Here is a 26,737-nt window from a genome sequence, read left to right as displayed (position 1 = left end):
CCGGGTGGGCCTGCTCGAACTCCTTGCCCAAGGCGGTGAAGCTCTCCTTGAGCGAGGCGGCGGCGAACACGGTGACCGTGCCCGACAGCTTCGCGGACGCGGAGGACGCCGAGGAGCCGGAGTCCGAGGGCGAAGAGCCGTCGGAGGAGGAGCAGGCGCTCAGGGCCAGCAGCGCGGCGGCGCCTGCACCGGTCACCTGAAGCGTGCGGCGGGTCCGGCGCACGGAACGGGTCATCACGGGTCCACTCCCTCAAGGTCCTTGACGGACTCGTCTACGGTCTCTCGACGACCACGTTGGTCGACTTGATCACGGCAACCGCCGGAACACCGGGCTCCAGCTTCAACTCCTCAGCCGACTCGCGGCTGACCATCGCCACCACCCGGAACGGTCCGGCCTGGATCTCCACCTGCGCCGACACATCGCCGCGGATCACCTCGGTGACGATGCCGGACAACCGGTTGCGGGCGGAGGAGCCGGTGGACTCCCGCTCGGCCTGGTGCAGCTGCCTGGCATACGCGGCGAGAGCCGGCCCCGGGATGATCCGGCGGCCCAGCGCGTCGCGTGCGGCGGTGAGCTTCCCGCCGTCCACCAGACGCCTCACGGTGTCGGCGCTGACGCCGAGTAAGGCGGCCGCGTCCCCGATCCGGTAGGTGTGCATGTGCCGATGATACTGCCGCAGATGCGAGGGAAAAGTCTTCTGTCGCTTCGCATGAGCCGAAGCATCCCTCCGCCTCCTTGGCATGTGCGTTTGTACGTGAGGACCGGGTACGGTCACCCGGGAGGTGGTGGCCCGCGAGTCAGCCCCTCGCAGCCGCGGGTACGACCGTCGGTCCGGTGCCGGAATCGGTGCTCGGCGTGTGCCTGGGCGCGCGGCTCCTGGCCTCGGTGGCGGGCGGAAGGGTCCGGGCCCGTAGGGCGCTCCCGTCGGCTGGGGCGAGATCCGGTGCGCTCCGGCCGCGCGCAGCGACCCGCTCTTCGCCGGCGTGCCCGAGCGGCTCCGCGTTCCGCACGGGCACGCCGGCACCATGGAGCTGCCCCCCGGGGCCAGGAGCCGCGCGCCCAGGCGTTCCGGATCGGGGGCTCGGCCTGGGGGTCTGCGGTTCCCTCTGGAACCGGACGAGAGGACCGCCGACGCGCGCGGGAGGCGCGCAGGGTGGCCTTGCCGGCGACGACGGTGCCGGTGGAGGCGAACGCGCCGGTGTCATGGCGTACGACGTCCGTGTCGGACTGGCGGATGGCGATCCGGTCGACGGTCGTGCCGAGTTCACCGGCCGCGATCTGCCGGTGCACGGTCGTCGTGGCGTCGACGATGTGACCACCGGGCGGGCCGGTGGCGATCATCGCCAGGGCCGCGCCCTCGCCGACCAGCCAGCCTTCCGGCGCGGGAAGGCCCGCATCGGTCTCCGCCTGTGCCCGGCGCACGATGCCGATGCATTGGTCGAGGCCGTAGCTGGCGATGTGCAGGTCCTCCTCGTGGCCACCCGGGGTGACCATCGGCTCGTCGGCGCCGATGACGTTGCGGGCCTTGAACTCCAGCGGGTCCAGGTCCAGCCGTCGGGCCAGTTCGTCGAAGGCGGACTCGACGGCGAACATCACCTGGCCGAGGCCGTAGCCGCGGAACGCGCCGGCCGGGACGGTGTGCGTGTAGACCGAGTAGGCGTCGACCTTCTTGTGCACGGCGCGGTAGATCGCCATGGACTCGCCGACGCTGTGGAACATCACGACCGGGCCGTGGTTGCCGTACGCGCCGGTGTTCGCGACGACCCGCAGCTGGAGGGCGGTGAGGACGCCGTCGCGGCGGGCGCCCGCCTTCACCTGGATGGTGAAGGGGTGCCGGGTGGTGGCGCCGTAGAACTGCTCCGCGCGGGTGTACTCCAGTTTCACCGGGCGGCGCAGCTTCAGCACGGCCAGGGCGACGATGTCCTCGACCAGCATCTCCTGCTTGCCGCCGAAGCCGCCGCCGACCCGGCCCGCCATCACCCGCACCCGCTCCAGCGGCAGGTCGTACAGGGCGCACAGGGCGCGGCGGGTGAGGAACGGGGTCTGTGAGCTGGTGCGCACGGTGAGCCGGCCGTCCTCGTCGAACCAGGCGACCGCTCCGTGTGTCTCCAGGCTGGCGTGCTGTCCGCGCCGGGTGCGGTAGGTGTCCTCCTGGGCCCGCACCGCCGAGGCGCTGCACCTGCACGTCAACACGGTCCACTACCGGATCCAGCGCATCGAGCACTTCACGGGCCGCGACCTGTCCCGCCTGCGGGACCGCCTCGACCTGTGGGCGGCCCTGCTGTGCCGCACGGACCCGAGCGGTCCACCGGCTGCTACGGCCGTTCGACGTGCACGCTCGTCGACTTCACCCGCGCGATGACCGTGACCCCGACAGCCAGCCCCAGCTCGTCCACGGCCTCCCGGGTCACCAGGGACACGGCCTGGTGCGGACCGGCCTGGATCTCCACCCGGGCCACGACATCGTCCATGGCCAGGGCCGTGACGATCCCCGTGAGCGCGTTGCGCACGCAGGTCGGCGGCCCCGGCGAGTCACGCCGCTCGCCCTCGGCCGCCCGCGCCCGCACGAACCGGTCCAGCCCCACGCCGTCGATCACCCGGTTCCCCGAGCCGTCCCGCCCCATCGGCAGCCGGCCCGCGTCCGCCCACCGGCGCACGGTTTCCGGGCTCACTCTCAGCAGGCGCGCGGCCTGGCCAATGCTGTGCGTCGGCACACGGAAACCCTAGGGGGTCGGGGCACGCTGCCGCGCCGGCCGGATACGCGGGTGACGGCCGTCCCGGCCCGCACCGAAAGGGCCACCGTGCTGACCCGGCTCCGCCGTCGACTCACCGAACTCAGCCTCGCGGCCCCGCCGTGACGCTGCCGCACGGGAGGCCTCGGGCGCTTCGATGGCCTGAGGGTGGCCAGGGGTGCGTAAGGGCGGCTCGCGGTTGCCGCCGCCTAGCCCGGGGAAACGGGGAAGAGCATGCAGCTGCTGGTGGCATGGGCGAGCAGACGGTCCTCGGAATCGAACAGTTCGGCTTGCGCCAGGGCGGTGCGGCGACCCTGGTTGAGGATGGTGCCGACGGCGCGGACCTTGCCGGTGTCGACGGTGATGGGGCGCAGGAACTTCACGCTCAGGTCGAGCGACGTGTACCCCATGCCTGCCGGAAGGGCGGACTGCACGGCACAGCCCGCGGCTGAGTCGAGGAGGGTGGCGTAGACACCGCCATGAACGCTGCCGATGGGGTTGTAGTGCTCCTCGCCCGGCTCCAGGACGAAGACGGCGCGGCCGGACTCGACCTCTTCCAGGGTGAACCCGAGGGTCGCGGCGATGGGCGGGGCGGGCAGCCGGCCCAGCACGCTGCGCAGGAAGTCGAGACCGCTCTCCCGGCCTACGGCGGCGGCGGAGACACTCGGATCCTGCCATTCGAACGTGCGTGACCTCGTCATGGGCCCTCTTCCTCCTCAACTGACTTCAATATCCGAAGCTAGCCAGCCGGACTTCTGGCTGTCAATGCCGAAGCCAGCCTACGATGGCTGCATGATCTGGCTGGAGACCAGCACCGAGAACTGCACGGTGCAGCGCACCCTCGACCTGATCGGTGAGAAGTGGTCGCTGCTGGTACTGCGGGACGCCATGAACGGCGTGCGCCGTTTCGACGACTTCCGCCGGCACATGGGACTGTCGGAGGCGGTGCTGGCGGACCGGCTGCGCAAACTCGTCGCCGCCGGGATCCTGGACACCGTCCCCTATCGCGAGCCCGGCCGCCGTACGCGCCACGAGTACCGCCTCACCCGCAAGGGCTGGGATCTGTGGCCCGTGATGATCGCCCTCAAGCAGTGGGGCGACCGCTACACCGCGGACGCCGAGGGGCCGCCCCTGGAGGTACGGCACCGTGACTGCGGCGAACCGGTCGAAGCCGTCGTCGTCTGCACGGCCGATCACGGGCGTCTCGAGCCACGGCAGGCGTACACCAAACCCGGTGCCTCGGCACACACGGCGACCTGAAGGGACGTCAGGAGCCGCGGGTGGGTCGTGGTGCCGTAGGGCGCGCCGCTCAGGACGTGGTGGGGTGCGGGTCGTGGGCACGGACCGCGGCGGCGACCGCGGTGTCACCGGCCTGGCCGCGGGCTATGAGACCCGCGACGACCCCCTCGACGTTCTCCCGCGGCTGGTTCTGGCTGAGCTTGGACTTCGCCTCGACGCGGCTGATGAGCAACTCGACGCCGACGACAGCCCGCAGCCGGCCCGCGATGTACCGGGCCGGGGCCTGGTCGACCGACCAGGGCTCGTCGGAACCGGCCTCGTGCCGGTCGGTCAGCCGGCGCATCTGTGCCTCGATCCAGGCCGGGTCGTCGTGGACGACAAGCTGCCCGTAGACATGCGCGGCCATGTAGTTCCACGTCGGCACCACCCGATGGTGCTCGCGCTTGGTGGCGTACCAGGTCGGCGTTATGTACGCCTCGGGCCCCCGGACGATCACCATGGCCTCGCCCTGCACCGGCTCGCGCCACTGGTCGTTGGCGCGGGCCATGTGCCCGATCAGCGCGCCGTGCTCCCCGGCGTCCGGGTCGTACTCGAAGGGCAGCAGGGTGGACAGCAGGCCCCGCGGGGTCATGGTGACCAGGTCGGACGCCCCGTGGTGGGCCAGCAGGTCACGGACGGCGTCCTCGCCGGGCACGAAGTGCTTCGGAACGTACACGGTCGGGCCTCCGTCGGCGATCGTGAGAAGGGGGAAGGGTGCCTCAGCGGGCGTCTGACGGCCCGTGGCCGCCGGCACCGCCCTACAGGGGGTTCTCGCGCAGCCAGGTCAGGACCTGCTGGGCGTGCTCGTCCGGTGGGAAGACCGGGTAGAAGGCGTGCTCGATCACGCCGCCGCGGACGACGAGGGTCAGTCGCCTGAACAGGCGCGCCCCGTCGGCCTCGAAGGTGGGCAGGCCCAGGGTGTCGGCGAGGCCGAGGGCCGGGTCGGAGAGCATGTCGAAGGGCAGGCCGAGCCGCTCCACGACCTCGTTCTGGTAGCCGGTGTCCTGGCTGGACAGCCCGTACACGCGGCCGGCACCGGCTTCGAGGAGGTCCTGGAAGTGATCGCGGAAACCGCACGCTTCGGGGGTGCAGCCGCGGGCGCCCGGGATGGAGTTCCAGCCCTCCGGCAGGTCGGTGCCGGGACGGCCGGTGAGCGGGTAGATGTAGATCACCGTGCGCCGGGGCCCGAGTGCGTCCAGGCGGACCGTCTTGCCCGCGGTGTCCGGCAGCGCGAGGGGCGGCATCGGCGTGCCGGGCAGGTGGGCGGCGGCGCCGTCGTCCTCGGGGACGGGCAGGTCCACGGGCAGGGTCAGGTAGTCGCTGCCTGCCGCTCCGCCCGCCTTGCGCGGTACGACACCGCTGCCGCGGTGGGCCGCGATCTGCAGCTGGGCGATCAGTGTCGCGCGGCGCGCGCTGAGCGCCTCGATGCGCCCGGTGAGTTCATCGATCGCCTCACGGTAGGTGGCCAGCGAGGCGGGGCAGTCGTCGGCGTGCAGGCTCCCGGCGGCCAGGCACTCCAGGAAGGGCCGGGTCCGTTCGACGGGGATGCCCAGCTGGTGGAGGGCCCTGATCTCGCGCACGAGGCGCACGTCGGCGCCGCCGTAGTCGCGGTAGCCGTTGGCGAGCCGCTCGGGCGTGATCAAGCCCAGCGATTCGTAGTACCGCACCGCTTTCGTCGTCACGCCGGCCTGACGTGCGAGTTCACCGATCTTCATGCCGCTCACCTCGCTGCTGACGCTAAACCCTGCCCCTGGGGGCAAGGTCAAGCGCCGTGCTCGGGTGCCCCGCCCATCATCCGCAGCATGGCCGGGCCACCGGTGCGCAGGAAGCGTACGAGCGAGGCGGCGGCCAGCAGCAGGAAGGCGATGTTGAGCCAGGTCGTGTAGTTCCAGCTGACACCCTCCTGGGGAAGCCTCGCCCGGGCCTGGTCCGGGATGAGACCCAGGCCCCCGAAGGCGAACTCGACGAGGTATCCGGCCAGGGCCATCGCCGTGAAGAAGGTCAGGAACAGGAACGCCGCCATCCGGGCCCCGTAGTACTTCCGGTAGATGTTCAGGATCGGCAGGATCAACAGGTCCGCGTAGATGAAGGCGATCACGCCGCCGAAGCTGATGCCTCCCTTCCACAGCACGACGGCCAGCGGCACGTTGCCGATCGAGCACACGAAGGTGGCGATCGCGACGAGCGGGCCCACGAGCGGGCCGATCAGCTTCGCCGCGAGCGGATGGTCGGCGAGGAAGAACGCGCGCCAGAAATCGTCCGGTACCCATGCGGCGATCGCCCCCGCGATCAGCAGGCCCGCCACCAGGTCGCGCAGGATCGCCGCCCACTCCATGACGAAGATGTGCGACACGGAGGTGAAACCGTCTCGGGTGAGCAGCCGACGGAGGAAACCGCCTTCGCCCCGCACCGACATGTCCATGGCCGCGTGGCCTTCCATGGAGCCGGCCAGCCCCCGTTCGGCCTGCTCCCCGGCGCTGCGCAGAAGTCGCTGCCGCAGGAGGAGACGGAACAGAACGGCAAGCAGAATGATCATGAGAGGTCCGCCGACGAACTCCGCCACGGTGAACTGCCAGCCCATCAGCAGCGCGAGGATCACGCCCAGCTCGATCACCAGGTTGGTGGAGGCGATCTCGAAGGCCATCGCGGCCGTGAAGTCCGCGCCCTTGCGGAACAGCGAGCGGGCCAGAGCGACGGCCGCGTAGGAGCAGGACGACGAGGCCGCGCCGAGCCCCGCGGACAGGGCCAGGGTCCGCGGTCGGTCGTCGCCGAGGAGACGTACGACGGTCTCGCGGCGCACCACCGCCTGTACGACGGCGGACAGGCCGAAGCCGAGGACGAGGGCCCAGGTGATCTCCCAGGTCATCGCCCCGGCGACGGCCAGGGCGTGCCCGATCGCGTGCATGGCTTGCGCACCCTTCGCCGTAGCGGTCCGTTACCCGGAATCCTTTCCAACGTCGTTTGCGTATCCCCTCACAGGAGGCGCCGCCTCCCGAAACGGAGCAACCCCTTCGTCCCGTAGGTCTCTTGCGCACATATCAACGGCTGGAGTCATCATGACCTCCCTCTCCGTCACCGACGTCACTCTGAGAGGGCTGGGAGCGTGCTGCGCCATCGGCAACGTCGTGCTGCACGGCCTCCTTGTTCCCGATCACCTGGAGGTGAAGTTCTACATCGGCTTGCTGTTCGCCCTGGGCAGTGCCGTCATGCTCGTCGTGGCCGCGGCACTGGTGACCCTGAGGCGTCCGGCGGCCGCGTGGCTGGCCGGATCCGTGGTCAGCCTCGGCATGATCATCGGATTTCTGTCGTCCCGCACCGTGGGTCTGCCCGGCGGCTACTACGAACCCGGTTGGGAGTCGCCGTACGGACCGCTCTCCCTGCTCGTCGAGGGGTTGTTCGTCCTCACCTCCCTCGCCTGGCTGGGAGCGAGGCGGACGGCCGCCGTCGCGCCGGCGCCGTCACACAGGACGGCGGCCGGTTCGCTGCCTCGCTAGGGAGTCGGGCCGAAGCGGGCCATGACGGTCATCGTCGGCCGGATGTTCCGCACGACCGGCAGCCTGCGCAGCGCCGGCCACACGAGGCCGAAGTACGGGCCGCGCCCGCGGGGCAGCGGCAGCTCACGGACCTCGGTGACCGCCGGGTGCGCCGTGCCGATCTTGTCCAGCTCCCCGGCGTCCAGCGCCCAGGGCATGGGCGGAGTCACATAGCCCTGCGCCGTCTTCATCGCGCCGCGCAGGGTGCGTTCGCCGAACCACCGGGGCACCGCGTCGAAGACCAGGGCCCCGCCGGGAAACGCCCCGGCGCAGCCGGCGATCAGATCCCGCACCTTCGCCGGCTGAAGGTACATCAGCAGGCCCTGGGCGGTGACGAGCACCCCCTGCGAGGCGTCCACCTCGTCCCGCCAGGACAGGTCCAGTGCCGACTGCGCCAGCGTCCGGCGGCGTTCCCCGTCCGGCAGCAGCGCGCGGCGCACCCGCGCGGTCTCCGGGAGTTCGACGCAGAGCCAGCGGGCGCGGCCGTTGTCGACCCGCCAGAACTGCGTCTCCAGCCCTTCGGCGAGCGTGACGACCGTGCCGTGGGGGTGCTCCCGGAGGAAGCCCCTGACGGCATCGTCGAACGTGCGCACGCGCAGCGCCTGTCCCTGGGCGAGGAGCGGGGAAGGCGTGCCGAAGGTCTCTTCGAAGGGATAGTCGATGCGTTCGACGAGCTCGATCGCCTTCGGGTCGTCGAGCACCGGGTGCGGCTGCCGTGCCTCGAAGGCCCGCTGGTAGAGATTCCACAGCAGCGTCTCGGGGACGCCGTCCAGATCGATGCGCCGCCGCCCGCCGTGGTCCGTCACGCCTTCCCCCCGGTACCGGTCGCTGTCCGCCTGCTGAGGGCGGCCGTACGCAGCGGGTTCCCCGCTGCGCTACTCGAGTGTCTCAGTCCGGGAGCCCTCGTCGGCGGGCAGGCGCACCGGGTGGCGGCCCGGCGGCTGTTGCGGCTCGGGGCGCGGGGGCACGGGGGGCATCGGGCGGACCACCGGCTCGTCGCCGGTGACGGTCGTCGGCTGCCCGTGGTGCAGCACGACCAGCGGGTCGCCTGCCACCAGCTGGTAACGCGCATGGGCCGGGCCGATGTCCACCTTCAGTCTGCGTCCGCGCACCAGCACGGTGAACGCCACCCGGGACAGGGCTTCCGGCAGGCGTGGTGTGAACGCCAGCTGGTCCGGCTTTCCGTCCTCGCCGAGGTGACGGCGCATCCCCCCGAAGCCCACGACCACGGCGATCCAGGTTCCGGCGAGGGAGGCGATGTGCAGTCCGTCGCGGGTGTTGTGCTCAAGGTCGTCCAGGTCCATCAGCGCGGCCTCGCCGAGGTAGGCGTAGGCCAGTCGCAGATGCCCGGTCTCGGCGGCGAGTACCGCCTGGGAGCACGCCGAGAGGGAGGAGTCGCGGACGGTCAGCGCGTCGTAGTAGGCGAAGTTGCGTGCCTTCTCCTCGTCGGTGAAGGCGTGCGGGCACTCCAGCATCGCCAGTACCAGGTCGGCCTGTTTCAGCACCTGCTTGCGGTAGAGGTCGAAGTAGGGGTAGTGCAGCAGCAGCGGGTAGTTCTCGGGCGGGGTCGCCTCGAAGTCCCAGCGCTGGAAGGTCGTGAAACCGGCCGACTGTTCGTGGACGCCGAGAGCGTCGTTGTAGGGCACCGCCATGCGGGCCGCGGCGTCCCGCCACACCGCGGCCTCCTCGTCGTCGACACCGAGTTCCGTGGCGCGGTCCCGGTGGCGGACCGCCGCGTCCGCCGCGGCGAGCATGTTCTGCCGGGCCATCAGGTTGGTGTACAGGTTGTCCCGGGCGAAGGCGCTGTACTCGTCGGGGCCGGTGACCCCGTCGATGTGGAAGACGCCCTCCGCGTCGTGGTGACCGAGGGAGCGCCACAGCCGGGCGGTCTCCACGAGCAGGTCGAGCCCCTCGGCGCGCTCGAAGTCCTCGTCTCCGGTCACCATGACGTACCGTACGACGGCCGCGGCGATGTCGGCGTTGACGTGGAAGGCGGCCGTCCCCGCGGGCCAGTAGGCGGAGCACTCCGCGCCGTCGATGGTCCGCCAGGGGAACGTCGCCCCCGACAGCCCCAGTTGACGCGCGCGCTCCCGTGCCGCCGGCAGCGTCCGGTGCCGCCATCGCAGGGCCGACGCGACGGCTTCCGGCGCGGTGAACGTCAGCACCGGCAGCACATAGGACTCGGTGTCCCAGAAGGAGTGGCCGTCGTACCCGGTGCCGGTCAGGCCCTTCGCGGGAATCGCCCGGTTCTCGCCGCGGGCCGCCGCCTGGAGCACATGGAAGAGGGCGAACCGCACCGCCTGCTGGATCTGCGCGTCGCCCTCCACCACGACGTCCGCGCCGTCCCAGAAGCGGTCAAGGTACGCCCGCTGGGCCGCGACCAGTCCGTCCCAGCCGGTGCTGACCGCGGCCGCCACCGCCCCGTCCACCTGATCGTGCACGGCCGGCAGCGAACGCTCCCCGGACCAGCCGTAGGCCACGAACTTGACCAGCCGCAGCGGCTGTCCGGGCTCCAGGTCCGCGGTCACTGTCAGCCGGCTGACGTCGGGCTCGCTCTGCGCCGTCCAGCTCGTGCTCCCGGGCCCCTCGATCAGATGGTCGGCCGCCGCTCCCACCCGCAGCGCACTGCGGTCGGTGCGGTGCACGAGGCGCAGCCGGGTGTCCTGTGCGAAGTGCTCCTCGGGCCGCAGCGGGGACTCGGTCGCCGCGGCGACACGCGGGTCGCCCGCGAAACGGGGCAGCTGTTCGTTGGCGACGAGTTCGGACTGCACGGCCACCGTGGTCGGTCCGTCGACCGGCTCCACCTCGTACACCACCGCGGCCACCGCCCGCTGGGTGAAGGACACGAGCCGGCGTGACGTGATCCGGACCGTACGCCCGCCGGGCGAGGTCCACCGCGCGGTCCGGGTGACCAGACCGGAGCGGAAGTCCAGAACCCGCTCGTGCGCCAGCAGCCGGCCGTACCGCAGATCGCACGGGTGGTCGTCGACGAGCAGCCGGATGATCTTGCCGTCGGTGACGTTGATCATCGTCTGGCCGGACTCGGGATACCCGTAGCCCGCTTCCGCGTACGGCAGCGGATGCATCTCGTAGACGCCGTTGAGGTAGGCGCCGGGCAGTCCGTGCGGCTCTCCCTCGTCGAGGTTCCCGCGCCACCCGACGTGCCCGTTGGACAGCGCGAACACCGATTCGCTCTGGGCGAGCACATCGAGATTCAGCTCGGTCTCGCGCAGGCACCACGGCTCGACCGTGAAGCTGGGATGGGTGATCACCGCGACTCCAGCAGTTCCGCCAGGTCCCGGCCCACCACGTCCGCCCCGTGCGCCCGCAGTTGCTCCGCCTGGCCCACCCGGTCGACCCCCACGACCACGCCGAACCGGCCCGCCCGGCCCGCCTCGACGCCGGCCAGGGCGTCTTCGAACACGGCCGCCTCGTCCGGCCCCGTGCCCAGCCCGCGGGCCGCCTCCAGGAAGGTGTCCGGGGCGGGCTTGCCGCGCAGATGACGCTGGTGCGCCACCACTCCGTCGATCCGCTCGTCGAAGAGGTCCTCGATCCCGGCCGCGACCAGGACGTCCCGGCAGTTCGCACTGGACGAGACCACCGCACAGCGCAGACCGGCTTCCCGCACCGCGTGTACGAAACGCACCGAGCCCTCGTAGGGTTGCACCCCGTCCTCGCGGATCCGCCGCAGCACCAGGTTGTTCTTCCGGTTGCCCAGTCCGTTCACGGTCTCCGCCTCCGGCGGGTCGTCCGGCGACCCCTCGGGCAGGTGCACCCCGCGCGCCGCGAGGAAGGTGCGCACGCCGTCCTCACGGGGGCGCCCGTCCACGTACGCGTCGTAGTCCTCGACCGCGTCGAAGGGCACGAACGCGCTGCCCTCACGGCTCGCGCGCTCGCGGAGGTAGCCGTCGAACATCTCCTTCCAGGCGGCCGCGTGCACTTTCGCGGTCTGGGTGAGCACCCCGTCGAGGTCGAACAGGCAGGCACGGACGTGATCAGGAAGCCCCAGCATGCCGCCGAGGCTAGAAGCCCGGTGCGCTCTGCCGCGGCAGGACACCGTCCGTCCGGCCGGAAGGCACCCACTCGGTGGAGGCGGGGCGGCACCCGGGCAGGCGGCACCCGGCGGCGCCGCGGAGAGCCGCTGCCTCTGAGGTTCCTCAAGTGGTTTGGCGGACCGGGCAGGTGACAGGCACAGTGATCAACATGAAGGCATTCACGGGGCTGACCAAGAAGCACGACGCCGTACTGCTCATCCGCGACTCCGACCTGGTCGCGGCCACCCTGCGCCAGGCGCTGACCGAGGCGTCCGCGGAAGAGCGCCCGGGCCTGGAGCGGGCCGCCGCCCTCGTCGAGGCCACGGCCGCCGCCACGGACACCCAGCTGCGCGCCCGCTGGGTCCGTTCCCGGCTGGAGGCCGTCGGGTTCACGGGGGCCATCGAATCGGTCGCGGCGGTGAAGGCGCTGCGCCAGGCGGAGCCCGCGCTGAGCCTGCTGGCGGCCGTGCAACTGCAGAGGGACGCGGTGGCCCACCCGGAGTGACCGGCACGCTGCGAGGCACGCCGGCCGTGCCGTACGCGCACCGGGCGGCGTACGGCGCCTTGACCGTCCGCCGCCGGTCCGAGCCGCCCTTCAGCAGTGTGCGGTTCTCCCGGGGCCCGGCGGACTGGCCTGGGCCGGGGGAGGGGCCGCCCGCGGTCCGCCGGCATCCCGGGGGTGCCGCCGCCGGGGTGGTCCGTCAGTTCCGCACCGTAGCGTAGGCCAAGGGCGGCCGCGGTGCCCGGTCCGGGCGCCAGGTGGCGACGAGGGCCGCGGCGAGGAGGAGCTCGGCGATGTCACCGCCGTAGTACATGATCTCCGCGCCGCCCCGCACCTGGGGGACGGGAGCGTGGATGTCGACCCAGAAGCCGCCGTACATCAGCTGCGCGACGACCGCGTGCACGGCGATGGCACAGCCGAGGCAGACCAGCCGGGCCCGTACGCCGGGACGGCCCGGGGCGGGGTCCGGCCCGGCGATGGCATGGGCGAACAGGCAGCCGGACAGCAGGAAGTGCGCGTGCAGCAGCCAGTGCCCGGCCGGATGGGCCATGGCGGTGTTGTAGAGCGGTGTGAAGTACAGGACCGCGAGACTGCCGGTGGACAGCAGCAGGGCCATGACCGGATGGGTGAGGAGACGGGCCGGACGGCTGTGCAGCACCAGGGTGAGAGCGCGGGCGTGCGGTGCCGGCAGGGCACGCAGCAGGAGCGTCACCGGGGCGCCGAGCACGAGGACGAGCGGTGCGTACATGCCGATGAGCAGGTGCTGGGCCATGTGACCGCGGAAGTCGTTGTGGGCCAGGGGCGCGAGGGGCGGCAGCAGGGCGACGGCCGCCAGGGCGAGACCGACGCCGAAGCTGACGCTGCGCCAGGAGCTCCAGCCCCGTGCGGGGTTGCGGCGCCGCGCCCGGCGGACCAGGCAGAGATGGAGGACGGCGCACACCAGCAGGCCCGGCAACGGCAGCAGGACCTGCCACGCGCCGCCGCCCTCCGGGTGATGCATGGGGCCGCTGTCATGGCCCATCAGCGCACCCGTCCCGCCCGCCCGGTGCCGGCCGCCTGCGGCTCGTGGGGCCGTGCACCCCGCTGGAGGAGCAGGCCGCCGGCGACCAGCAGCGCTCCCAGGGCGAGGAAGCCCATGTCCCACCAGAGCTGGTGCGGCCCGCCGTGCACGTGGTGGATGCCCAGGATCTGGTGGTCCAGAATGCCTTCGACGAGGTTGAAGATGCCCCAACCGGCCAGAATCCACCCCCACAGGACCCGCGAGGCCCACACCCCGCGCCTGCCGGTCGTCACCCGCGCGTAGAGCAACGCGAGACCGGTGAGCACCGCGAGCCAGCACACGGCGTGGAAGACGCCGTCCCACACGGTGTTCATCTCCAGCCCGGAGACGGTGTGCGGGTCGTAGTACTTCACCCCGATGCGGTCGTGGTTGGTGCTGGTGAGCATGTGGTGCCACTGCAGGAGCTGATGCAGCAGGATGCCGTCGACGAACCCGCCCAGCCCCACCCCCAGCACGATCCCGGGCAGCCGAAGGTCCGGCGGCGCGGCGTCGGCCCTGGTTCCGTCCCCGATGGCCATGGCCTTCCTTCCGCCGGCGTCCGCTGTCCCTCCTAGGAGCTACCAGCTCGACCGCTCGACCGCGCCGCCGCTGTCGGCCATTCACCGCCGAAGCCGCCCCGGGGCCAGGGATTCGGCCAGGGGCGCACCGGCGCTCAGGCGGCCCGTTCCGCGCTCAGAACGTCCACCGCGTGTGCGTGAAGACACCGTCGCGCCGACCGAAGCCGTACGCCGTCCCGGGGACCACCGCGAACACCACCACGGCACCCTTGCGCATCGCGTCCCCGATGCCGTGGAAGCTGCCTTCGGACGAGGTGATGTGCGGCCCGTACTTCTCCTCGTACGCCGCGACGACCTCATCCAGCACGGCCGGATCGGAGACCGGCTCGGCCTTGCCCTCGACCACGAGGTCGAGTCCTGAGCCGAGCGCGTTCCCGCCGGTGGTCAGCGCGCAGTGGCTGTCCTGGGCGAGGTTCCTCGCCTTCTGTTCCTCCCTGCCGGTGGAGAAGTACAGCACCCCCTCGTGCCAGGCGGCGATCACGGGCGTGACGTGCAGCCGGCCGTTCGGGCGTACCGTGGACAACCAGAAGATCTCGGCGGCCGTCATCTGCCGTTCGGCCTCGGCCCATTCGGTGGCGGTGACGTCGGCGGCACCCGGGCGCGGATTGAGGGCGGAACTGTAGCGGGCGTCCAGCTCGGCCCTGGGCTGTCCGGCGGATCCCTGTGGGGACATGGCGGATCTCCTCGTGTCCAGGCCGACCCGAAGGCGGAGCCGGGCTTCTCGGCGGGCTCAGCCTGAGGTGGGCGCGTTCTCCTTCGCCGCCTTGAGCTTGCGCCACACCGTACCGAGGGCCTCCATGTCGTGCTCGTCGAGCAGGTCCGTGAAGACCGGGGCCAGAACCTCCCGGCGGGTGGCGTCGGCCTCCGTGAAGACGCGGTGGCCCTCGGTGGTGAGGGACACCTCGACCGACCGTGCGTCGCGCGCGGAGGGGGTGCGGGTCACCAGGCCCCGGGCCTGGAGTGCGTCCACGACCCGTGAGACCTGGCTGCGGCTGAGCATGGTGCTGTTGCCGAGGACGGAGGCGGGAACGGGGTCCGGGCTGGACGCCAGCCACAGCATGACCTCGAACCAGGACACAGGGAGGTCGTGCGTCTTGGTGAGGGCCCGGTCGACGCGCTCCGTCAGCACGGTGCCGGCCCAGACGAGCCCGTAGAAGGCGTAGTCGGCGGCGGGCATCTCGGCCTGGGGCAGCTTCTTCGGCATGGGCCCAGTATAGACGAGTTGCGTGTGCACACACATAAAGCTATGTTGTGTGTGCACGCACATAAATGATCGAAAGGCCTGGGCCATGTCCACCACCCCGCGCACCGTCCTGATCACCGGCACCTCCTCCGGCATCGGCCTCGCGGCCGCCGTCGCCGCCGCCCGGGCAGGCTGGCGGACCATCGCCACCCTCCGTGACACCACCCGCAGCGAGGCACTGCGCAAGGCCGCCACCGAAGCGGGCGTCGACCTCGACATCCGCCGGCTCGACGTGACCGACGAGGCGTCCGTCGCCGCCGCCGTCGACGGCGTGATCGCCGACTACGGCCGCCTGGACGCCGTCATCAACAACGCGGGCGCCGGCCACCTGGGCACCCTGGAGAACGAGGCCGTGGCCGACGTCCGCACCGTGATGGAGGTCAACTTCTTCGGCGTGCTGAACGTGTCCAAGGCCGCACTCCCGCACCTGCGCGCCACCGGCGGGCGCCTGATCACCGTCACCAGCGTGGGTGGCGTCATCGGCCAGCCGTTCAACGAGGCGTACTGCGCCGCCAAGTTCGCGGTCGAGGGCTACATGGAGAGCCTGGCCCCGGTCGCGCGGACGCTGGGCGTGAGCGTCTCCGTCGTGGAACCCGGTGCCGTCGCCACCGAGTTCGTGAACAACCTCGGCTTCGACCTGGAAGCGGACATCGACGAAGGCCCGTACTCCGACGCCCTGCGCCACTACATCGACCGTACCGTCGAGCGGTTCCTGGACGGCAGCGCCCAGACTCCGGCCGCGGCGGCGGAGGCGGTCATGGAGGCGCTCACCGCGGACCGGCCGGCGTTCCGGATCCAGACCTCCGCCTGGGCCCGCGCCTTCGTCGGCACCAAGCTCGCCGACGTCGACGGCTCCGCGGTCCAGGACCTCACCGCGGCCTGGGTCGACTGACCGGCCGGCCGGGACGCCGGCCGCGGGCCCGTCCGCGGCGAGAGCGTGCTGCAGGGCGAGGCGTCTCCCTCGCCGGGGCCGGTGCCTGGAGCGACCGAGGGTGGTGAGGGCGGTCGCTGCTGCCGCGGCGAGCAGGCCGGTGACCTGGAGGCGGGTCGAGCGCTCGGCGAGCAGGACACGGGCGAGCAGGACCGTGACCGCGGGGCAGAGGGCGGTGAGCACGGCGACGACGGTGAGCTGGCCCTGGCCGGTGGTGGCCAGGAAGAGCAGGTTGGCGGTGCCGGCGAGCAGGCCGGCCCCCACGGTCGCCGGGACCGCCGGGCGCCAGTCGCCCTGCCGGGGACGCGCCGCGTGCGCGAACGGGAGCACGAGCACCAGCGCCGCGGCCTGGCCGGGGACCAGCGGCCAGGCTCCGGAGGCGGTACCGGCGCGGTCCAGGGCGATGAACAGCAGCGCGAATCCGGCTCCGGCGACGATGCCGTGGCCCAGCCCGGCGCGGCCGCGGTGGTCGGACCGGGGTTGCCAGGACACCAGGGCGATCGCGGGCACCGCGATGATGACGCCGGTCATGGCCGGAGGGGAGAGGTGATCGCCGAGGACGAGCCCGCCGAAGGCCGGGATGACGGCGGTGAGGACGGCCGAGCAGGTCGCGGTCACCCTCATCGCTCCGATCGAGAGGCCGCGGTAGAGCGCCGGCGTGCCCGCGGCGCTCCCGAGCCCGCTGAGCGCACCCCAGGTCAGTGCGTGGGACGTCGGCCCGGCCCCGGGGAAGAGCAGGACGCCGACGCCGGCGGCGAGCAGCCCGAAGGCCTGCACGACCGCCGGGACCGGTCCGGCCGCGAAGCGCCGGCTGCCCACTCCGGCCGCGAAGTCCGAGCTGCCGTAGGCCTAAGACGCCAGCAGCGCCAAGAGGTCACCCATGGACCGGTACCACCGCCGGGATCCGGGGGATGTTCCTCGGCCGCTCCGGGCAGCGCCCGGTGAGCGGAAGCCGGCGGTGGCCGTGGCGGTCGGATCGTTGCCGAGCCGACGCGGCGCCGCGCACCCGTCAGGCCTCCGGCCCTCGCCAGGCCCCGGCCGCGCGGCGCGGTGTGTCACACGTGCGGACGTCGGCCCCTCTCCTGGTGCGGGAAGGTCTGGTCCGCTCCCGGGAGCGTCGGCTTCGGGAGCGTCGCCACCTCCTTCCTGGCCCGCTCCAGCTGCCGCGCCGTGTCGTCGGGGAGCCGGGGCGGGCGGGGGCGGGCGTCGCGGAAGCGGAAGGCGGTCGTGAGGTCGCCGAAGGCGGCACGCCGCCACTCGCTGATGTTCGGCTCCGCCACTCCGGTGAACCGTTCCAGGAAGCGCAGGGCCGAGGTGTGGTCGAAGGCCTCCGAGGCGACCCAGCCACCGGCGGTCCAGGGGGAGACGATGACGGCCGGGACCCGGAAGCCGCCACCGATCGGCAGACCCTGGACGTACTCGTTCGGCGTGCCCACGGGGGGCGTGGGCGGGGGCACGTGGTCGAACAGGCCGTCGTTCTCGTCGTAGTTGAGGATGAAGGCGGTCTTGCGCCACACCTTGGGGTTCGCCGCGATCGCCTCGATCTTCGAGGCCACGAAGTCGGCGCCGGCCGCCGGGAGGTGGTCGGGGTGCTCCGACTGGTGGCTCGTCGGCATGATCCAGCTCACGGCCGGGAGGCGGTCGCCGCGGGCGTCGTCCTCGAAGGTGCCCTCGGGCTGCGGGCGCACGCCCCGCTCGTACAGGTCGGAGCCGGGCCACGCGTTCTTGAAGGCGGCGAACTGCTCCAGCATGTTGCAGCCGTAGTCGTCGTCCTGCTGGTACACCTTCCAGCTGATCCCGGCCGCCTGGAGCCGTTCGGCGTACGTCGTCCAGCGGTACGGTGTGGGCGCGACGTTGCTGATGACCGGGCCGCCCCTGGTGCCGCCCGGGTCGATCGTGCCGGTCATCCACATCAGGCGGTTGGGCCAGGTGGGGCCGAACACCGAGCAGTAGTGGTGGTCGCAGACGGTGAAGGTCTCGGCGAGCGCGAACTGGAACGGGATGTCCTCGCGCGTGTAGTAGCCCATCACATAAGGGCCGTTGACGCCGTCGGCCTTGCGGTGGGCGGGCAGCCACCGGTCCATCCTGCCGCCGTTCCAGGCCTGGTGCTGCACGGACCAGGCATGGCTGGTGGACGGGATGGCCTGGGCGCTCGATGTGCGGGTGTCGAGGTGGAAGGGCAGCAGATAGCCCTTCGGGTTCGCGGCGTCCGGCTGGTAGAAGACGGAACGGCCGTTGTCGAGCCGGAGGGCGTGCGGGTCGTCGAAGCCGCGGACACCGGACAGGGTGCCGAAGTAGTGGTCGAACGACCGGTTCTCCTGCATCAGCATGACGACGTGCTCGATGTCGCGCAGCGAGCCGTGCCGGGGCGGCCCGGCGGCGACCGCCCGCTGCACGCTCGGGGGGAGGAGGGAGAGGGCCGCGGTGCCGCCCAGCGCGCCCGCGGCCGAACCCAGAAGTCTGCGGCGTGTCAACTCGGCCATGATGGCCCCTTCTTGAGCGGGGGAAGCTCTCGGAGTGACGGCCGGCCCGGCGAGAAGGCGGGCCGCCGCTCATCCTTCGCCCGTCAGGGCGGGGCGCATCAGGGAGGGGCAGTGAACATGTGACCAACGCGCCGGAAGGGCTTGGCCAAGCCGTGACCTGCCACACCTGGGCGTTCCACGGCCGTTGCCGCGCGTTGAGAAAGGGTGGCTGCTACACCTTCACCGAGGGTGTCCCACGAGCAGTCCCGCCCCCGAGACGTCGACGTGGATGCCGTCCTGGCCCACCGTCACCCGCTGCAGGCGCATGGTGCCCCCGGGTGGCTTCGGGAGCTGGACGGCGAAGGAGAAGCGGTCGGCGATCTGGGGACGCGTGAGCTTGGTCAGCGCGGTCAGCAGCGACGGGTCCAGGCCCAGCCGTTGGAGGAGTGCCGGGTGGGCGACTGCCGCGTCGACCAGGTTCACGCGGGTCAACTGGTGCAGGAAGCGCGGCGCGCCGGTGAGTCGGTGGAGCTTGTCCTCGTCGTGGAGCGCGGCGCGCACCGCACTGTCGGGGACGCCCAGTCGGTGCACGATCTCGGGGAGCGCCAGGAAAGCCCTGATCTTCTCCGCCTGCCGGGTCAGACGGCGTGCCGCGGCGCGGGTCAGGTGGAGACCCTCGGTGGGGCCGGTGCCGGGCCGGTATGTCGCGAGGTCGTCGATGTCGAGCCGGATGCCGTCCACGGAGGTGGCGATGCCCCGGTCCCCGTCGCGCCGGATGCGGGCGTCGGCCCGGACGCTCAGGTCACGGCCCGCCATGCGCAGGGTGCCGTGTGCCCGGACACGGTCCGGCCCCTGAGCCGTGAAGGCCACCTGGGAGGCGCCGAGTTCGCGGTTCATGTCGGCGAAGGACAGCAGGACCTGGCCGTGCAGCTGCCGGACCAGTGCGCCGCGCACCGTGGTGGGTCCGTCGCCGTCGATGCGTATGTCGTGTGCGGTGGCGGTGACCTGGGTGAGCGTGACCCGGTGCGCCGGGATGTCGGGGACGGTGACCTGGACCGAGTCCAGGCGCCGTGCGGCCAGTTGCGTGAGAAAGGGAAAGCCGCCGATCCGTACTTCGGGGGCGGCGGCGAGATGCAGCTTGTCCTTCAGCTGTTCGGAGGCCTTGTGCTCGGCGTACAGCAACGCCCAGCGGTCGGCCAGGGTGACGAGGCAGGCCAGGGTGAGGGCCCAGACGAGGAAGCGGGCCACGGTGGGCAGGCCGGTGGCGCGGTTGCGACGGCGGCTGCCGCGCCGGTGGTTGGGGGGTGCCCAGGGCTCCTCGGCCTCGTCCTCCTGTCGCGCCGGCGTGCCGTCCTCGGTGAGGAATTCGTCGAGCGGGTCGTCCGCCAGCAAGGCCAGTTCGTCGTACGGATTCCGGCGGGATGGAACCTGTTCCGGAGGAGGCCCGTCCGACTGAGCAGCGTGATGCGTCGTGGTGTGGGGGGTACGCATCGGTAGATTTGATCACATAGTTATACCAGCTGTGCAAGTTCCGCCTGAAGTAAGGCGTGAAACAGCTCACTTCACGACCGGGGCGCGGCCGACAGCGGGAATCGCGCGGGTGAACGGCCTCAGGGTGGGCCCGAGTCGGCGGCCCGCGAGGGTCTGGCCCACCCCAGGGACCGTTCGACCGCCCGCTGCCAGTTCTCGTACTCCGACTCCCGCAGCGCGGGATCCATGGCGGGCATCCATTGCGCCGCCCGGTGCCAGTTGCGGCGCAGCACTTCGAGGTCCGGCCAGTAGCCGGCAGCGAGGCCGGCCGCGTAGGCGGCACCCAGGGAGACCGTCTCGGCGACCAGGGGCCGTACGACGGGCACGTCGAGGACGTCGGCCACGAACTGCATGAGCAGGTTGTCCGCGGTCATGCCCCCGTCCACCTTGAGCTGCTGGAGGGAGACCGAGGAATCGGCGTTCATGGCGTCGACGACCTCGCGCGTCTGCCACCCGGTGGCCTCCAGGACGGCACGCGCCAGATGCCCCTTGGTGATGTACGAGGTGAGGCCGACGATGACCCCGCGTGCGTCGCTGCGCCAGCGGGGCGCGAAGAGCCCGGAGAAGGCGGGGACGATGTAGCAGCCGCCGTTGTCCTCGACCGTCCGTGCGAGGGTCTCGATCTCCGGGGCGCTGCTGATCAGGCCCAGCCGGTCACGGAACCACTGGACGAGCGCGCCGGTGACGGCTATGGACCCCTCCAGGGCGTAGGCCGGCCGCTGGTCCCCGATCTTGTAGGCGACGGTGGTGAGGAGCCCGTGCCGGGACCGCACGACGTCGCCGCCGGTGTTCAGCAGCAGGAAGCTCCCCGTCCCGTAGGTGCACTTCGCTTCACCGGGGGAGAAGCAGGTCTGGCCGAACAGAGCGGCCTGCTGGTCGCCGAGCGCGGCCGTGATGGCGACGCCGGGGAGCAGCGCGCGGGCGTCGCCGTACCTCTCGGCCGAGGGCCTGATCTCGGGCAGCATCGAGCGGGGGACCCCGAAGAAGGACAGCAGGTCCTCGTCCCAGGTGAGTGTGCGGATGTTCATCAGCATCGTGCGGCTGGCGTTGGTGGCGTCGGTGATGTGCAGGCCGCCGTCGGCGCCCCCGGTGAGGTTCCAGATCAGCCAGGTCTCCATCGTCCCGAAGAGCACCTCGCCGTCGACGGCGCGTTGCCGCAGATCCTTGACGTGGTCGAACAGCCAGCGGATCCGCAGCGCCGAGAAGTACGTCGAGGGCGGCAGCGAACACCGCTGCAGGAAGAACTCCTCGCCCGGGTTGCTTCTGAGGTCCTCGACCAGCGGCGCCGTGCGGGTGTCCTGCCACACGATCGCCCGGCCCAGCGGGGCGCCGGTCCGCCGGTCCCAGAGAACCGTCGTCTCGCGCTGGTTGGCCAGGCCGATGGCGGCGACCTGTCCGATGCCGACCCCGGCGTCGGACAGGGCCTCGGGCACGACCCGTCGGAGGTTCTGCCAGATCTCGACCGCGTCGTGCTCGACCCAACCGGGCCGGGGGAAGTGCTGCTGGTGCTCCTTCTGCGCGACCGAGACCAGCCGCCCGCGGTGGTCGAACAGAATGCATCGGGTCGAGTTGGTGCCCTGATCGATGGACATTACATACCGTTCAGCCATGATCGGGTCTGCCTTCCGACGGGTCGAGGGGCGGCTTCCGGGCCTACCAGCGGGCAGCTCCCAGGTCTCTGGAGATCGCGCGCGCGGCTTCCCGGATCAGAGTGATCAGACTCGGGCGGGGATCGCCGTGGCTGTCGCAGATCCGCTCCACCGGCCCGGACAGCCCGATGGCACCGACGACGAGGCCGCCGTGGCCCCGGATCGGCGCGGCGAGCCCGGCCTCGCCCATGCTCATCTCCTGGATCTCGGCGGCCCAGCCGAGTTCCCGCACCTCGCCGAGCGCCCGGGCGAGCTGCTCGCGGTCGACCAGCGTGTGGCGGGTGTACGCCTCCAGCCCCGGCTGGTCGCTGGGCTCGGGCGTCGCGGTCCCGAAGGCCAGCAGGACCTTGCCGAGCGAGGAGGCGTGCAGGGGCAGCAGCGCACCCACGTCCAGCGTCTGGAAGGTGTCGTCCGGCCGGAACACATGGTGGACGATGAGCACGCTGCCCTCCAGGGGGGTGCCCAGGCGTACGGCCTCCCCGCTGCGGGCGGCGAGGGCGTCGGCCCAGTTCAGGGAGCGCGAGCGGAGCTCGTTGACGTCCAGGTAGCTGGTGCCGAGGTGCAGCAGGGCGGCTCCGAGCTGGTACTTCCCGGTCGCCGCGTCCTGCTCCACGAAGTCCACGTGCTGGAGTGTGCGCAGAATGCCGTGGGCGGTGCCCTTCGCCAGCCCGAGCGAGGCCGCCACCTCGCCGAGGCCGAGTCGGCGGGGCCCGCCGGCGAGCAGACGCAGGATCGCCGCCGCCCGTTCGATCGACTGGACTGGGCCGGCCATGAGGCGAGCCTATTACCGCTGCGGACGCTTCGCCGCGCGGGCTGGACGCTAGGTGGTCGCAGGGGAAGATCGGCGTTCGGTAATGCCGACCGCTGTTCATTGACGCGCCCGGTTTGTCTTCATAGCGTGCTGCAAGGTCGGAACTGCGAGACGCGGCGCCGGACCGGCAGCACACACCATCGGGAGAGACCATGACGGCTCAGCTCAACACGCTCATCCGGGCGGCCTACGAACATGTGTGTCCGGTGCCCCCCGTCGCCGGTGCGGTCTCGGCCGTACGTCGCCGTGTCGCGGCGGTCCTGGCGCAGTGGAGGGTGTCCGCGGACCTGGTCGAGGACTCTCTGCTCGTGGTGTCGGAGCTGGTCACCAACGCGATCATCCATGCCTGTCCGCCGGCCGTACTCCGGTTGTCGTGGCTGCCCGGCGACGGCGCTCGGACGCTGTGCGTCGAGATCACCGACGCGGGACCCGCGCTCCCGATGGGCCGCTCCGTCGCCGGGATCGACCCGGACGAGCACGGCCGGGGCGAGACGATCGTCCACGCCCTGGCGACCCGGCACGGCATACGCGTCCACACCGGCGGGGTCACCCGCTGGGCCGAGCTCGTCGCGCTCTAGAGCGCGGCCTCGGCCCGGGGCGGCAGGGGGGCCTGCTCGTTGTCCGCACCGTGCTTGCGGAGCAGGAGCAGCGCCGCGTCGTCGTGCAGCCGGCCGCCCACATGCGCCAGCAGCTCGTTGTGGAGCGCGGTGAGCGTGCGGGCGGGCTCGTCGGAGACATGCCGGGCCACCCCCTCGGCCAGCGGATAGAACGCGCGCGCGTGGTCGCGGGCCTCGGTGACCCCGTCGGTGTACAGCAGCAGCTGTTCTCCCACCGCGAAGGGCAGACGCTGCAGGTGAGGGGCCTGGCCCGAGAGCGCGCGCAGCCCCAGCGGGGGCGTGGGGTGGGCGGGTTCCACCGCCCTGACGTCTCCGGACGCGGAGATCAGCAGCGGAGGGGCGTGTCCGCAGTTGACGACCTCCAGATGTCCGGATGGGGGGCATCCGGCGACCACGGCGGTGACGAAGTCGTCGGGGCCGAGGTTACGGGCGAGGCTCCGCTCGATCCGGCCGACGACGGCCAGCAGGTCGGGCTCGTCATGGGCGGCCTCGCGGAACACACCGAGCACCAGTGCCGCGGTGCCCACGGCCGGCAGCCCCTTGCCGCGTACGTCGCCGACGATCAGCCGCACCCCGTGCGGGGTGGGCACCAGGGCGTAGAGATCCCCGCCGATCCGGGCCTCGGCCGCCGCGGCGCTGTAACGGACGGCCACCCGGAACGGGCCGACGGTCTCGGGGACGGGCTGAAGCACCGCGTGCTGGGCCGCCTCGGCCACCGAGCGGACGGCCGCGAGGACCCGCTCACGCCGGCCACCCAGCGCGCTGGCCAGCACGCTGGCGGCCGTGACGGCCAGCAGGGCGCACAGTACGGCCGTCAGCTCGCTCGGCGGGACACCGTGCCCGATGCCCAGCGCCGCGCCCAGCGCCGTGGCGAGCAGGCCGGCGCACAGCACGCCGCGCGGCCCGTTGGTCGCGGGGGCCAGTGCGGGCCCGGCCGCCAGCAGCGGCAGCCAGATCAGGCCCGCCCCTCCGGCGAGGTCCACGAGCACGACGACGGCGAGTACCAGTACCGGCAGCACCGGCGTCCTGGGGGCCAGCTGCCGGGCGGCATGCCGGCGCACCGACGCCGCAGCGTAGGCCGCGCGGTTCCTGAACGGCCTCCTCGGCTCCTGCTCGTCGCCATGGTGTCCGGCCTGGCTCATGTCTCGTCCGCAGTCCTTGCCTGTAGGGGGCGCACCCGGAATGTCCCTTTCGTTCAAGGAAACGGGCTGGGCGCGGCTGTCACAAGGAGCGGGTTTTCAGATAGTGAGCGAGAGACTTCTGGTCACACGGCCCGCGATGGGGAGCAGACGTGCCCCGATCTGCTGGAGCTGCGTCCGCCGTTCCACGGGCAGGGAGACGCCGAGCGAGCCCAGCGTGCCGCCGCGGTAGACCGGCACGGCGACGCACACCGTGCCGAGTGTGTACTCCTCCAGGTCCGTGACGACCGGTGCCATCGGGGGTGATGCGATCCTGCGCAGCAGCTCCGGAAGGCTGGTGATCGTCCGTGGCGTGAGGTCGGGGAGGTGATGCCTGGCCAGATAGTCCCGGCGGGCGTCCTCGTCCAGCTCGCGCAGCACGGATTTGCCCAGGGCGGTGGCGTGCCCGGCGTCCTCGAACCCCACCCACAGGTCCACCCGGGGCGTACGGGGCCCGTCGACGATGTCGGCGACCCTGATCTCGCCGTCCTCGTAGAACGTGAGGTAGCAGGCGCTGGACAGCTCGTCGCGCAGGGCGGCGAGCGTCGGGCGGACGCGGCTGAGCAGCGTCTGGGTGTGGCCGGCCGCGTGCAGGGAGTTCAGCCGGTCGCCCAGCACGAAGCCGCCGTCGTCCAGTTTCCGCACGTATCCGTCGTGCACCAGGGTGCGCAGCAGGTGGTAGGCGGTGGCCAGGGGCAGTTCGGTCTCGCGTGCCAGCTGTTTCGCCGGCGCCCCGTTCTCGTGCGCGCTCACCGCCTCCAGCAACCGGAAGGCCCGCTGCACGGAGGTGATGAGCGTGGGGCCGTCCTGAGCGCTCATAGGACCAGCCTGCGCCGGGCGCCCGGCAGCGGCAAGGCAGGCGCTTTGAGGGAGCGGCGCCCGGGGACCGTACGGATTCCGACCGGGTGCCCCGGGTGTACGAGGCGGGCGTCACCTGGGGACCGGCCGCGCGTTGACACGGCGACCCTCGCCTCGGATCGGTGGGGTGTCGTGCCAGGAGAACGGAACGCCTCGAAGGATGGAAATGACCAAGTCTCTGCGTATCGCGGCTGTCACGCTTCTTGCCGTCGGCGGCCTCGGCGTGTGCGCGGCCGACGTGTCGGCGGCCGCCGCTCGTGCCGGCTCCGCGCCGGCCGGTGGCCCGGCTGCCGCGCCTGCGCGCATCCCGGCACCGCTCACCGGCGACAACCCTGACAGGTCGTCCGCGGGCGGGGTCCTGGGCAGCCCCGCCGACCCCATCGGCTTCGGGCCCCTCAACGTCGCCGTCCCCGCGCTGGGCCTGCTGTAGCGGATCGCCGGGCCGGTCCCCCGGCGCTCTTCGGGCGGGGGAGCGATGCTGCGGGTGCTGGGTCATGTCAGCTGCCCCCGGTGCCGAGGGCGGTGAGCAGGACCAGGACCAGCGTGACCACGGCGAACAGGCCGTGTGCCAGCACCACCGCGAAGGGGAAGTGCCGTCCGCGGGGACGGCGCCCCGGTCCCCCGGAACCTCCGCGGTGGCCGGGGCCGTGCGCGGTCGCGGTAGACGGGGATCCGGGGGCCACCGACCTGGTGTGCGGTAGGAACCAGGCCTTCCTCGGCGGCTACCTCCACGGCCTTGAGGTCAACGGAGTCGACGCCGTCCTCGCCCCGGAGCCCGGGGAGTGCTGCGTGCGGCTGGGCCCGAGCGACCCCGATCGTGACGACCGGGCGGCCCAGGACCACTGACACGACACCGGCCGCACGCCCCCGTGGCCCTCGCCGCCCGGCCGCACGCCCCCGCGGGCCCTCGCGCCCGGATGCACGACACCGCCCCCGGCGCAAGGATCGTGGGGAGAGCACGCTCCGCGCCGCTGCGCGGGGACCGCTCGTCACCGGTTGCTCGGCATCCGTCCGAGCTGGGGGAAACGCCCGTCCCGGCGTTCCGACCGGAGCATCGCCATGTTCACCAAGCGCATCCTGAACCGATCCGCTCGTTCCACGGAACCGGTAGCGCATCCCACCACCGCCCCCCTGGCCACGGCCGCCGACGCGGGCCTGCTGCTCATCAGGCTGACCTTCGGTCTGCTGATGGCCGCCCATGGGGCTCAGAAGGTCTTCGGGTTCTTCGGGGGCCCGGGCCTGACCGCGACGGGCAAGGGGTTCGCGGCCCTCGGGTACCACCCGGGAAAGCTCTTCGCCACCATCGGAGGGCTGTCCGAGCTGCTCGGCGGTCTCGGCCTGGCCCTCGGACTGCTGACGCCGCTGGCGGCCGCCGCCCTGATCGGCGTCATGATCAATGCGATGGCCACGGTCACCGGCGCCCACGGCCTGTGGGATGCGGACGGCGGCGTGGAATACAGCGTGTGTATCACCGTCGTCGCCCTGGCCGTCGCCGCCATCGGCCCCGGCCGACTGGCCGCCGACCACTTCTTCCGCTGGGGCGGGGGCGGCTGGAAGGAGGCAGCCGTCGCCCTCGGCCTCGGCGGCGCCGCCGCCGCGGTGACGCTCGCGCTCTGAAGGCCCTGGGCCGTCGAGAGGCACCGGGTCCGCTCGGCGCCCGCGGGGGGAGTGGACCGCCGGCCGTCGGCCACCTCGTCACCGGGCAGCCGCGCGATCGCGGTCTGGGAGGCACGCCGCTTTGACCGCGGTGACTATGAAGGA

General features: G+C 72.1%; 29 protein-coding genes and 4 pseudogenes. 10 read left to right on the top strand and 23 right to left on the bottom strand.

Annotation, left to right across the window (positions count from 1 at the left end; genetic code table 11):
* The 3 genes and pseudogenes from IE244_RS27650 to IE244_RS27640 all read right to left on the bottom strand — a co-directional run.
* A pseudogene (locus tag IE244_RS27650) lies at nt 1–235 on the bottom strand (molybdate ABC transporter substrate-binding protein); the annotation flags it as partial.
* Nucleotides 236–272: 37 nt separating this feature from the next.
* Entirely contained in the window at nt 273–659 is a 387-nt protein-coding gene (locus tag IE244_RS27645; RefSeq protein WP_191876284.1) for a TOBE domain-containing protein, read from the bottom strand.
* Between the two features lie 458 nt (nt 660–1,117).
* Nucleotides 1,118–2,152 (bottom strand): annotated as a pseudogene (locus tag IE244_RS27640) (xanthine dehydrogenase family protein molybdopterin-binding subunit); the annotation flags it as partial.
* Here IE244_RS27640 and IE244_RS27635 point away from each other — a divergent pair.
* A pseudogene (locus IE244_RS27635) lies at nt 2,151–2,363 on the top strand (helix-turn-helix domain-containing protein); the annotation flags it as partial. The pseudogenes IE244_RS27640 and IE244_RS27635 sit on opposite strands and share 2 nt — an antisense overlap.
* On the opposite strand, the gene IE244_RS27630 reads toward IE244_RS27635, so the two are convergent.
* Together IE244_RS27630 and IE244_RS27625 are read right to left on the bottom strand one after the other, a co-directional pair.
* The gene (locus tag IE244_RS27630) at nt 2,317–2,715 is read right to left on the bottom strand and encodes a TOBE domain-containing protein (protein ID WP_191876283.1); all 399 of its coding nucleotides are present in this window, start codon (nt 2,713–2,715) and stop codon (nt 2,317–2,319) included. The pseudogene IE244_RS27635 and the gene IE244_RS27630 sit on opposite strands and share 47 nt — an antisense overlap.
* 227 nt (nt 2,716–2,942) lie before the next feature.
* Nucleotides 2,943–3,434 carry a PaaI family thioesterase gene (locus IE244_RS27625; RefSeq protein WP_191876282.1) on the bottom strand — a complete coding sequence of 164 codons (492 nt, stop codon included), beginning with the start codon at nt 3,432–3,434 and terminating at the stop codon, nt 2,943–2,945.
* A 91-nt stretch (nt 3,435–3,525) separates the two neighbouring features.
* Between IE244_RS27625 and IE244_RS27620 the strand changes: the two genes are divergently transcribed.
* Nucleotides 3,526–3,993 carry a winged helix-turn-helix transcriptional regulator gene (locus tag IE244_RS27620; protein WP_191876281.1) on the top strand — a complete coding sequence of 156 codons (468 nt, stop codon included), beginning with the start codon at nt 3,526–3,528 and terminating at the stop codon, nt 3,991–3,993.
* Between the two features lie 49 nt (nt 3,994–4,042).
* Here IE244_RS27620 and IE244_RS27615 read toward each other — a convergent pair whose 3' ends face one another.
* From IE244_RS27615 to IE244_RS27605, 3 genes are all read right to left on the bottom strand, one after another.
* Nucleotides 4,043–4,687 carry an FMN-binding negative transcriptional regulator gene (locus IE244_RS27615; protein WP_191876280.1) on the bottom strand — a complete coding sequence of 215 codons (645 nt, stop codon included), beginning with the start codon at nt 4,685–4,687 and terminating at the stop codon, nt 4,043–4,045.
* Nucleotides 4,688–4,769: 82 nt separating this feature from the next.
* Nucleotides 4,770–5,726: a MerR family transcriptional regulator gene (locus IE244_RS27610; protein WP_191876279.1), complete on the bottom strand. Its 957-nt coding sequence runs from the start codon at nt 5,724–5,726 to the stop codon at nt 4,770–4,772.
* 47 nt (nt 5,727–5,773) lie between these two features.
* Nucleotides 5,774–6,916 carry a permease gene (locus IE244_RS27605; protein ID WP_191876278.1) on the bottom strand — a complete coding sequence of 381 codons (1,143 nt, stop codon included), beginning with the start codon at nt 6,914–6,916 and terminating at the stop codon, nt 5,774–5,776.
* Between the two features lie 151 nt (nt 6,917–7,067).
* On the opposite strand from IE244_RS27605, the gene IE244_RS27600 reads away from it, so the two are divergent.
* The gene (locus tag IE244_RS27600) at nt 7,068–7,505 is read left to right on the top strand and encodes a hypothetical protein (RefSeq protein WP_191876277.1); all 438 of its coding nucleotides are present in this window, start codon (nt 7,068–7,070) and stop codon (nt 7,503–7,505) included.
* On the opposite strand, the gene IE244_RS27595 is transcribed toward IE244_RS27600, so the two are convergent.
* The 3 genes from IE244_RS27595 to IE244_RS27585 form a co-directional block, all read right to left on the bottom strand.
* Nucleotides 7,502–8,350 (bottom strand): class I SAM-dependent methyltransferase, encoded by an 849-nt coding sequence (locus IE244_RS27595; RefSeq protein ID WP_191876276.1) that lies wholly within the window; start codon nt 8,348–8,350, stop codon nt 7,502–7,504. The two genes, IE244_RS27600 and IE244_RS27595, sit on opposite strands and share 4 nt — an antisense overlap.
* Before the next feature lie 69 nt (nt 8,351–8,419).
* Complete coding sequence (locus tag IE244_RS27590; RefSeq protein WP_191876275.1) at nt 8,420–10,816, bottom strand: glycoside hydrolase family 65 protein; 2,397 nt, start codon at nt 10,814–10,816, stop codon at nt 8,420–8,422.
* Nucleotides 10,813–11,556, bottom strand: a complete 744-nt coding sequence (locus IE244_RS27585; RefSeq protein ID WP_191876274.1) for a beta-phosphoglucomutase family hydrolase — start codon at nt 11,554–11,556, stop codon at nt 10,813–10,815. Before IE244_RS27585 ends, IE244_RS27590 begins: the two co-directional genes overlap by 4 nt.
* Nucleotides 11,557–11,747: 191 nt before the next feature.
* Between IE244_RS27585 and IE244_RS27580 the strand changes: the two genes are divergently transcribed.
* The gene (locus tag IE244_RS27580) at nt 11,748–12,083 is read left to right on the top strand and encodes a hypothetical protein (RefSeq protein ID WP_191876273.1); all 336 of its coding nucleotides are present in this window, start codon (nt 11,748–11,750) and stop codon (nt 12,081–12,083) included.
* Between the two features lie 196 nt (nt 12,084–12,279).
* Here IE244_RS27580 and IE244_RS27575 read toward each other — a convergent pair whose 3' ends face one another.
* The 4 genes from IE244_RS27575 to IE244_RS27560 form a co-directional block, all read right to left on the bottom strand.
* Nucleotides 12,280–13,080, bottom strand: coding sequence for a cytochrome c oxidase assembly protein (locus IE244_RS27575; RefSeq protein WP_191876272.1), 801 nt, complete (start codon nt 13,078–13,080; stop codon nt 12,280–12,282).
* Nucleotides 13,081–13,100: 20 nt separating this feature from the next.
* Nucleotides 13,101–13,658 (bottom strand): DUF2243 domain-containing protein, encoded by a 558-nt coding sequence (locus IE244_RS27570; protein ID WP_191876271.1) that lies wholly within the window; start codon nt 13,656–13,658, stop codon nt 13,101–13,103.
* A 154-nt stretch (nt 13,659–13,812) separates the two neighbouring features.
* Nucleotides 13,813–14,370 carry a pyridoxamine 5'-phosphate oxidase family protein gene (locus IE244_RS27565; protein WP_191876270.1) on the bottom strand — a complete coding sequence of 186 codons (558 nt, stop codon included), beginning with the start codon at nt 14,368–14,370 and terminating at the stop codon, nt 13,813–13,815.
* Nucleotides 14,371–14,427: 57 nt separating this feature from the next.
* The gene (locus tag IE244_RS27560; protein WP_229854363.1) at nt 14,428–14,901 is read right to left on the bottom strand and encodes a MarR family winged helix-turn-helix transcriptional regulator; all 474 of its coding nucleotides are present in this window, start codon (nt 14,899–14,901) and stop codon (nt 14,428–14,430) included.
* Nucleotides 14,902–14,986: 85 nt separating this feature from the next.
* Here IE244_RS27560 and IE244_RS27555 point away from each other — a divergent pair, with 85 nt between their 5' ends.
* On the top strand, nt 14,987–15,832 hold the full coding sequence (locus IE244_RS27555; RefSeq protein ID WP_191876269.1) for an SDR family NAD(P)-dependent oxidoreductase: 846 nt from the start codon (nt 14,987–14,989) through the stop codon (nt 15,830–15,832).
* Between the two features lie 111 nt (nt 15,833–15,943).
* Here the strand turns inward: IE244_RS27555 and IE244_RS43405 are convergent.
* Nucleotides 15,944–16,402 (bottom strand): annotated as a pseudogene (locus tag IE244_RS43405) (EamA family transporter); the annotation flags it as partial.
* 127 nt (nt 16,403–16,529) lie between these two features.
* Between IE244_RS43405 and IE244_RS27550 the strand changes: the two are divergent.
* Complete coding sequence (locus tag IE244_RS27550; RefSeq protein WP_191876268.1) at nt 16,530–16,718, top strand: hypothetical protein; 189 nt, start codon at nt 16,530–16,532, stop codon at nt 16,716–16,718.
* A gap of 208 nt (nt 16,719–16,926) precedes the next feature.
* Here the strand turns inward: IE244_RS27550 and IE244_RS27545 are convergent, their stop codons facing one another.
* The 4 genes from IE244_RS27545 to IE244_RS27530 all read right to left on the bottom strand — a co-directional run bounded on the left by IE244_RS27545 (nt 16,927) and on the right by IE244_RS27530 (nt 22,284).
* Complete coding sequence (locus tag IE244_RS27545; protein WP_191876267.1) at nt 16,927–18,354, bottom strand: alkaline phosphatase family protein; 1,428 nt, start codon at nt 18,352–18,354, stop codon at nt 16,927–16,929.
* A 219-nt stretch (nt 18,355–18,573) separates the two neighbouring features.
* Complete coding sequence (locus IE244_RS27540) at nt 18,574–19,824, bottom strand: LmeA family phospholipid-binding protein (protein ID WP_191876266.1); 1,251 nt, start codon at nt 19,822–19,824, stop codon at nt 18,574–18,576.
* A 119-nt stretch (nt 19,825–19,943) separates the two neighbouring features.
* Nucleotides 19,944–21,473 (bottom strand): glycerol kinase GlpK, encoded by a 1,530-nt coding sequence (glpK, locus tag IE244_RS27535; protein ID WP_191876265.1) that lies wholly within the window; start codon nt 21,471–21,473, stop codon nt 19,944–19,946.
* Nucleotides 21,474–21,516: 43 nt separating this feature from the next.
* Nucleotides 21,517–22,284, bottom strand: coding sequence for an IclR family transcriptional regulator (locus IE244_RS27530; RefSeq protein ID WP_191876264.1), 768 nt, complete (start codon nt 22,282–22,284; stop codon nt 21,517–21,519).
* Nucleotides 22,285–22,475: 191 nt separating this feature from the next.
* Here IE244_RS27530 and IE244_RS27525 point away from each other — a divergent pair, with 191 nt between their 5' ends.
* Nucleotides 22,476–22,901 carry an ATP-binding protein gene (locus tag IE244_RS27525; protein WP_191876263.1) on the top strand — a complete coding sequence of 142 codons (426 nt, stop codon included), beginning with the start codon at nt 22,476–22,478 and terminating at the stop codon, nt 22,899–22,901.
* Here IE244_RS27525 and IE244_RS27520 read toward each other — a convergent pair.
* Nucleotides 22,898–24,082: a PP2C family protein-serine/threonine phosphatase gene (locus tag IE244_RS27520; protein WP_191876262.1), complete on the bottom strand. Its 1,185-nt coding sequence runs from the start codon at nt 24,080–24,082 to the stop codon at nt 22,898–22,900. The two genes, IE244_RS27525 and IE244_RS27520, sit on opposite strands and share 4 nt — an antisense overlap.
* Before the next feature lie 96 nt (nt 24,083–24,178).
* On the bottom strand, nt 24,179–24,937 hold the full coding sequence (locus tag IE244_RS27515; RefSeq protein WP_191876261.1) for an IclR family transcriptional regulator: 759 nt from the start codon (nt 24,935–24,937) through the stop codon (nt 24,179–24,181).
* A 205-nt stretch (nt 24,938–25,142) separates the two neighbouring features.
* On the opposite strand from IE244_RS27515, the gene IE244_RS27510 reads away from it, so the two are divergent.
* Nucleotides 25,143–25,406 (top strand): hypothetical protein, encoded by a 264-nt coding sequence (locus IE244_RS27510; protein WP_191876260.1) that lies wholly within the window; start codon nt 25,143–25,145, stop codon nt 25,404–25,406.
* A 67-nt stretch (nt 25,407–25,473) separates the two neighbouring features.
* Here IE244_RS27510 and IE244_RS27505 read toward each other — a convergent pair whose 3' ends face one another.
* Nucleotides 25,474–25,659 (bottom strand): hypothetical protein, encoded by a 186-nt coding sequence (locus tag IE244_RS27505; RefSeq protein WP_191876304.1) that lies wholly within the window; start codon nt 25,657–25,659, stop codon nt 25,474–25,476.
* A 7-nt stretch (nt 25,660–25,666) separates the two neighbouring features.
* Between IE244_RS27505 and IE244_RS27500 the strand changes: the two genes are divergently transcribed.
* Both IE244_RS27500 and IE244_RS27495 read left to right on the top strand, forming a co-directional pair.
* Nucleotides 25,667–25,822 (top strand): hypothetical protein, encoded by a 156-nt coding sequence (locus tag IE244_RS27500; protein ID WP_229854362.1) that lies wholly within the window; start codon nt 25,667–25,669, stop codon nt 25,820–25,822.
* A 213-nt stretch (nt 25,823–26,035) separates the two neighbouring features.
* Nucleotides 26,036–26,593, top strand: a complete 558-nt coding sequence (locus IE244_RS27495; RefSeq protein ID WP_191876259.1) for a DoxX family protein — start codon at nt 26,036–26,038, stop codon at nt 26,591–26,593.
* Nucleotides 26,594–26,737 lie beyond the last annotated feature (144 nt).

The organism is Streptomyces filipinensis (genome assembly GCF_014649495.1).
Lineage (GTDB): Bacteria > Actinomycetota > Actinomycetes > Streptomycetales > Streptomycetaceae > Streptomyces > Streptomyces filipinensis.
Note: the sequence above shows the minus strand (reverse complement) of the source record. Positions and strands in the feature narration are given on the sequence as shown.